At 67.0% G+C, this 351-nt stretch carries 2 pseudogenes; both read right to left on the bottom strand.

Going from position 1 to position 351, the window contains the following annotated elements:
- Nucleotides 1–104, bottom strand: a pseudogene (locus tag CYJ76_RS13250) (alanine:cation symporter family protein); the annotation flags it as partial.
- Between the two features lie 155 nt (nt 105–259).
- Nucleotides 260–310: pseudogene (locus CYJ76_RS13245) on the bottom strand (hypothetical protein); the annotation flags it as partial.
- Nucleotides 311–351 lie beyond the last annotated feature (41 nt).

Raw genomic sequence — 351 nt, 5'->3', positions numbered from 1 at the left:
ACCGCGCCCGGGCCACCCAGGGTGATGGCGATAGCCACGCCCACCACGTTGCCTGTGCCCACGCGGGACGCTGCCGAGATGCTGAAAGCCTGGAACGCGGAGATGTTCTCTCCGCTCTGGCTTCACCGCCGCGCCCGTACACGTTCAGCGAGCGCGAAAAGTACCCCGACGCACCGTTAACGTCCACATACAGCGCATCAAAGCTGGTACCGCCCTGTTCCAGCGCGCGCTCCATCACTTCCGCCGCCGACTGCAACACCCGGTGCAGGGTGGGCCTACTCAGCAGAGCCGCGCTGCGCCGCGGACGCACCCCGGCCAGAAACAGCGCCTCGTCGGCGTAGATGTTGCCAA

Origin of the sequence: Kytococcus schroeteri (assembly GCF_002847825.1) — a bacterium.
In the GTDB taxonomy this organism is placed as follows: Bacteria; Actinomycetota; Actinomycetes; order Actinomycetales; family Dermatophilaceae; genus Kytococcus; species Kytococcus schroeteri.
Note: the sequence above shows the minus strand (reverse complement) of the source record. Positions and strands in the feature narration are given on the sequence as shown.